Below are 1,862 nucleotides of genomic sequence, written 5' to 3'. Positions count from 1 at the left end.
AGCGCGGCCAGCTGCCGCCGCCCGCCCTCCTCCGATACCCCCACCAGCATCGACCCGCCCCGCGCCCGCACGGCCGCTTCGAGCTGCGCCAGGCCCGTCCGCCAGTCCCCATCGGCTGCTGCCCCGCCGAAGACGACGAGGTCCGCATCCTGGTCGCGCTGCTCCTCGAACAGGCGCACCGCCCGCGCCGGGTCCCAGCGCCCGTTCCCCGGGGCCACTGCCACCCGGCGATTCTCGCGGGCCGGCACCAGCGCCTCGTCGAGCGTCGCCGTCACCGGCAGACGCTCCGTCGGCTCAGTCAGCAGCCCGTACAGCCCCGGCCGCCGGGCCGGGCGCTCGGCCGCCTGCGGCGTAATCTCGAACACCACCACCGCGTCGCGGTCGCTCGGCGCGCACACGCGCGTCACCCCGTCGGGGTCGATCACGCACGACCGTCCCGCGTACACCAGCGAATCACCCTCGGGCCCGAAGCGGTCGGCCGCCGCGATCCACACCCCGTTTTCAAACGCCCGCACCGGCACGAGGTACTCGCACTGCGTGGTCGAAAGCTCCGCCATCTCCCGCCCCCACGAAACCCACGCCGTGAGGTCGAGGATCACCTCCGCCCCGTTCACCGCCAGCGCCCGCGCGACCTCCGGCTGACGCGCATCCGCGCAAATCAGCACACCGAAGCGCACGAACCCCGCATCCCATACGGGGAACGACCGCCCCCGCCGGAACCAGCGCGCATCGAAGTGCCAGAGGAAGCTCTTGTCGTAGCGCCCGCGCACCTCGCCTGCGGGGTCGAACACCAGCCCGCTGTTGGTCAGGCTCCCATCCGGGTGCGGCACCGCCAGCCCGGCGGCCAGCCAGTAGCCCCAGCGCCGGCAGCGCTCGGCGAGGAGCGCCTGCACCTCAGGGAACGGGCGAACACCGGGGCGGTCGTACGGGCGTTCATCGCGCACGTAGTAGGCCGGGTAGCCGCATTCCGGCACCCCAACCAGCTGCGCCCCGGCCTCGCCCGCCGCATCGAGCGCCGCGAGGATCGCCGCGAGGTTCTCCTCCGCCCGCTCCAGCGGGTACGCCGGTATCTGACAGAGTCCCACCCGAAACGCCTGCATCGCTGTGCCAGCCCCCGGCTAAGAGCGCCCCGAAGGGTCGCCCTGCCCGAAGAATTGCCCGCCGGAACCAAACGGCTCGCCCATCACCGGCTCCAGGATGAGCTGGCAAATGAACATCCCCGGCCGGAGCAGGATCGGGGCCGGTCCAAGATTCATCATCTCCAGCGCAATCGTTCCTTCGAAGCCGGCGTGAATCGTGGGCGCCGTAAAGTGTACCAGCAGCCCCAGCCGCGCCAGGGACCTCTTGCCTTCGACCCGGCCGGCAAGGCATCCCCGGGCAGCGACATCGGCCGGCAGATCTCCCGCCAGCGGCAGAGCCACCCGTTCTGCCGTCATCCCAAGGAGGAATTGCCGCGGCGGCAGGACGTAGCCGTTCTCGCGAAGCTCGCCCCGGTCGTACATACGCGCGAGGGCCTCGATGGTGGACCCGCTCATGGGGTCCCAGATGATGCCCGGCTGGTCGATCGGCACCCGGAGGACATCTCCCAGCCGCAGGTTGATCGACGTCCGGTCGAACACACGCTCCAGCGCCGCTGCATCTGTCCCCCCCAGTGGCGACGGCTCTATCACGAGCCGGCCATCCTCCAGGGCCGCGAGGATCTCCCGATTGCTCAGGATCACCGCTTTCGCCCGTCAGTCCGTGAGCCCGGAGTCGGCAATTTCGACGTAGCGCACCGCGCCGTACACCTCCCCGGGGAGCTCAATCAGTGTCCCCAGTTTGCCACGCCCTACTTTCCTCGCCCGAATCACCGCCGCGCCGTT

General features: G+C 70.8%; 2 protein-coding genes. Both read right to left on the bottom strand.

From position 1 onward, the window contains the following. Positions 1–1,085: carbon-nitrogen hydrolase family protein (locus tag VAE46_RS09435; RefSeq protein ID WP_322796681.1), on the bottom strand; the 1,085-nt coding region annotated here is incomplete at its 3' end. 33 nt (positions 1,086–1,118) lie between these two features. After that, a complete protein-coding gene (gene dcd / locus VAE46_RS09430) occupies positions 1,119–1,721 on the bottom strand; it encodes a dCTP deaminase (protein WP_322796680.1) in 603 nt (200 codons plus the stop codon). Positions 1,722–1,862 lie beyond the last annotated feature (141 nt).

Source organism: Tepidiforma sp. (assembly GCF_034433535.1).
Classification (GTDB): Bacteria; Chloroflexota; Dehalococcoidia; order Tepidiformales; family Tepidiformaceae; genus Tepidiforma.
Note: the sequence above shows the minus strand (reverse complement) of the source record. Positions and strands in the feature narration are given on the sequence as shown.